This is a genomic window from Aquipuribacter hungaricus, assembly GCF_037860755.1.
Lineage (GTDB): Bacteria > Actinomycetota > Actinomycetes > Actinomycetales > JBBAYJ01 > Aquipuribacter > Aquipuribacter hungaricus.
Window position 1 is genome coordinate 1 of record NZ_JBBEOI010000291.1, and the last position, 4,083, is coordinate 4,083.

The following is a 4,083-nucleotide window of genomic DNA, read 5'->3' on the forward strand; positions in this document are numbered from 1 at the left end:
GCCTGCGCCAGCGCGGTGGCCGCGCGAGCCATGGCCCGGTGCGCCGTGGCCAGCGCGTCGTCGCCGGGGACGTCGCGGTCGGCGCCGGGCTGCCGGGCGACGGCCTCGGTGCAGCAGCGCCACACCGTCTCCCGGCACGCGCGGACCGCGACGAGCAGCACCTCGTCCCGGCGGCCGGCGTGCTCGAGCACCTGCAGGACCCGGCGGCTCGCCCGGTCCACCCGCTCGAAGTCCGCCCGCCACAGCCCCTCGCCGAGCGGGTGGGTCCGGCGGAACCGGTCGAACAGCCTGCTCAGAGGTACTGGCCCGTGGCGGTCGGCGGGCCCTCGTGGCCCGGGGCGGGGACGGGGGCGGCGGGCAGGGCCTGGCGCCGGATCTGCTCCAGCTGGGCCCGGGCCGCCATCTGCTGCGCGAACAGCGTCGTCTGGATGCCGTGGAACAGGCCCTCGAGCCAGCCGACGAGCTGGGCCTGCGCGATCCGCAGCTCGGACTCGCTCGGGGTGGAGCCGGGCGAGAAGGGGAGCGCGATGCGCCGCAGCTCCGCGACCAGGTCGTCCGCCAGCCCGCTCTCGAGCTCGGCGATGGACCGCGCGTGCACGTCGGCCAGGCGGGCGCGGCCGGCCTCGTCCAGCGGGGCGGTCCGGACCTCCTCCAGCAGCTGCTTGACCATGCTGCCGATCCGCATGACCTTGGCGGGCTGCTCGACCATGCCGGCCAGGCCCTCCTCGGAGGTGTCCGTGGTGACGGACATGCCCTGCGGGGTGACGACCACGACCCGGTCCCGGTCCGCCGAGCGCTGACCGGTCCCGCCGTCCGCCGCGCCGTCCTGGCCGGTCACCTGGCCGCTCACCTGGCCGTCCGGGAGCGCCACGGGGGCGTCGTCGCGGGCGTCGTCGGGGACCGGGGAGAGGGTGTCGTCCACCCGCCCATCGTGCGCCATCACGGCACCAGGAGCACCTTCCCGACGTGCTCGCCGGCCTCCAGGACGCGGTGGCCCTCGGCGGCGTCGGCCAGCGGCAGCACCCGGTCCACGACCGGGCGCACCCGGCCGGCGGCGACCAGCGGCCACACCTGCTCGACGACGGCGGCGCAGATCTCGGCCTTCTCCTGCCAGGGCCGCGAGCGCAGGGTGCTGCCGTGCAGCGACAGGCGTCGCGTCATGAGCGCCGCCATGTCGAGCTCCGCGCCCCGCCCTCCCATGAGGCCGATGACCACGAGCCGGCCGCCGGTGCGCAGCAGCCGGACGTGCAGGTCGAGGTACCGCGCCCCGACCGGGTCGAGCACGACGTCGACGCCCTCGCCGTCGGTGAGCTCGAGGACCCGCGCGTGCAGGTCGTCGGCGCGGTAGTCGACGACCGCGTCGGCCCCGAACGGCGCCGCCGCCGCGACCTTGGCCGGCGAGCCCGCCGTCGCCAGCGTCCGGGCGCCCAGGGCGTGCGCGAGCTGCGTGGCGAAGGTGCCGATCCCGCTCGTCGCGCCGTGCACGAGGAACGTCTCGCCGGCACGCAGCCCGGCGCGGGCGACGACGGTGCTGTGGACGGTGGCGGCGGCCTCGGGCAGCGCCGCCGCGTCGACGAGGTCCACGCCGTCGGGCACGGGCATGACCTGCCCTGCCCGCACGACGACGCGCTCGGCGTACCCGCCACCGTCGAGCAGCGCGCACACCCGGTCGCCGACCCGCAGCCCGGTCACGCCCTCGCCGACCTCCGACACCGTGCCCGAGCACTCGAGGCCGGGCCAGCCCGGTGCCCCCTCGGGGGCGGGGTAGCGGCCCTGGCGCTCGAGCAGGTCGGCGCGGTTGAGCCCGGCCGCGGCCACGTCGACGACCACCTCGCCCGGTCCGGCGACAGGGTCGGGGACCTCGCGGACGACGAGCACCTCGGGCCCGCCCGGCTGCTGCACGACGACGGCTCTCATCCGGGCGACGGTAGGCGAGACCGGCCGCCCGCAGCGACACGCCCCCGGCGCGGGGCCGTTCGGGTGGTGGTGGCCCCCCACCCCCTCCAGCCCCGGCCGCCCGGTGCCGAACAGCACCGTGACCGGCTGCTCTGGCGGGTCGGTCGTCGTCGTCCCACGAGAGGTACGCCATGCTGCGTTCTGCCGGTATCCGGTCGAAGATCCTCGCGGTCCTGGTGCTGCCGCTGGTGCTCCTGGCCCTGACGGCCGGGATCCTCGGCACCCAGCAGGTGCTCCGGGCGCGCGAGGCGCAGCAGGCGGAGCGGCTGACCGAGGTCGGCGGCATCCTCCAGCAGCTCGCCCTCGACCTGGCCGTCGAGCGGTCCACGACGAAGGCCGTCCTCCAGGGCGACGCCGCGGCCGTGCAGGCCCTGCCCGGGGTCCGGGCGACCGTCGACGGCGGCATGGCCCAGGTCGACGAGGCCGTCGGCCGCGTCGAGCTGGAGCGCCTCCCCGTCCGCGTCAGCCAGGCCGTCGACGCCACCCTCGCCACCCAGGAGACGCTGCGGACGCTGCGCACGGGGGTCGACGACGGCAGCGTCCTGCTCGGCCGTGCCTCCGCCGTCTTCGACGAGGTCGTCGACGCGCACCTGCAGCTGCCGGCGCGCGTCGGCCCGACGGTCGGCGACCAGCAGACCGCCGACCTCGTGGTCGGCCAGGGGCACCTGCTCCGGGCCCGCGACCTCTACCTCGACGAGCGCGAGATCGGCCTGCGGCTGCTCGCCGGCACCGCCACCGGCACCGACATCTCCGACCTCAAGGCGATGGAGAGCGCGCAGTCCGAGGCCCTCGAGCTGTGGGCCTTCGCCGTGGGCGCCCCCGACGACGCGGCCCAGGAGCTCGACGCCCCCGGCGACCGGCGGGGGAGCGGCTGGTCCGTGACCGCCGCCCGCTCGACGCTCGGCTCGCCGACCGCCACCAGCCAGACCGCCCTGACGCCCGAGGCGTGGCAGAGCACGGTCGACGCCCGGCTCGCCAGCCTGCAGGAGGTCATCGACGACAACGTCCGGCAGGCCTCCGACCGCGCCTCCGCCGCGGCGGTCACCAGCACGACCCTCGCCGCGCTCGTCGTCGCCGTGGCCGTCCTCGGCCTGGGCGTCGCCGTGACGACCTCGCTCGTCCTGTCCCGCCGCATCGTCCGGCCGCTGCGCCAGCTGACGGCCGCCGCGACCAGCGTGCGCGAGCAGCTGCCCCGCATGGTCGAGCAGATGCGCAGCCCCGGCCAGCTGCCCGACGTCGAGCTGCCGCGCATCGCGGTGGACGGCGACGACGAGGTCGGCCGCCTGGCCGCCGCCTTCAACGCCGTCAACGACACGGTCGTCGAGGTCGCCGAGGAGCAGGCCGCCCTGCGCGGCTCCATCGCCGAGACCTTCGTCAACGTCGCCCGCCGCAACCAGGTCCTCCTGTCGCGCCAGCTGTCGTTCATCGACCACCTGGAGCAGCGCGAGGAGAACCCCGACACCCTCGAGAACCTGTTCCGCCTGGACCACCTCGCGACCCGGATGCGCCGCAACGCGGAGTCGCTCCTGGTGCTCGCCAACATCGACGCCGGCCGCCGCCTCCGCCAGCCGCTCGCCCTGTCCGACGTCATCCGCACCGCCGCCTCGGAGATCGAGCAGTACGAGCGGGTCAACCTCGCCCTGCAGGTCGACCCGCCGACGATGGGCCACCTGTCGCTGCAGCTGGCGCACCTGCTCGCCGAGCTGCTCGAGAACGGCACCAACTTCTCCGAGCCCCACACCCCCGTCCTGGTGACGACCAGCCGCACCGCCGCCGGCGTCCGCATCACCGTGACCGACGAGGGCCTGGGTCTCACCGACGACGAGATCGACACCGCCCGCGCCAAGATCTCCGACTTCGCCGCCGGCGACGTCGTCACCTCGCAGCGCCTCGGCTACTTCGTGGTCGGCCGGCTCGCCCGCCGCCTCGGCGTCACCGTCGGCCTGCGCCGCGGCGCCGCCAAGGGCCTCGTCGTCACCGTCGACCTGCCGCCGTCGCTGTTCGTCCCCGGCACGGTCACCGTGGCCGCGCCGTCGGGGGACCCCGCTTCCGTCGCCGCAGCTGACGTCGCCGGTGCTGCGGCCCCCGGCCAGCACGCCGCCGGCCCGGCCGACCCGGGCGCCTCCC

The 4,083-nt window shown here is 76.4% G+C and carries 4 protein-coding genes; 1 reads left to right on the forward strand and 3 read right to left on the reverse strand.

Annotation, left to right across the window (positions count from 1 at the left end; translation table 11 throughout):
* The 3 genes from WCS02_RS18335 to WCS02_RS18345 form a co-directional block, all read right to left on the reverse strand.
* Nucleotides 1-221 (reverse strand): hypothetical protein (locus WCS02_RS18335; protein WP_340295731.1); only part of this gene is annotated, 221 nt, incomplete at its 3' end.
* Between the two features lie 71 nt (nt 222-292).
* Nucleotides 293-922, reverse strand: a complete 630-nt coding sequence (locus WCS02_RS18340; protein WP_340295732.1) for a bacterial proteasome activator family protein — start codon at nt 920-922, stop codon at nt 293-295.
* 17 nt (nt 923-939) lie between these two features.
* Nucleotides 940-1,917 (reverse strand): NAD(P)H-quinone oxidoreductase, encoded by a 978-nt coding sequence (locus WCS02_RS18345; protein ID WP_340295733.1) that lies wholly within the window; start codon nt 1,915-1,917, stop codon nt 940-942.
* A 170-nt stretch (nt 1,918-2,087) separates the two neighbouring features.
* Between WCS02_RS18345 and WCS02_RS18350 the strand changes: the two genes are divergently transcribed.
* Nucleotides 2,088-4,083: sensor histidine kinase (locus WCS02_RS18350; RefSeq protein WP_340295734.1), on the forward strand; the 1,996-nt coding region annotated here is incomplete at its 3' end.

Excerpts from the sequence above, each read along its gene's own strand:
- WCS02_RS18345 (WP_340295733.1), bottom strand. The coding sequence starts at position 1,917 with ATGAGAGCCGTCGTCGTGCAGCAGCCGGGCGGGCCCGAGGTGCTCGTC.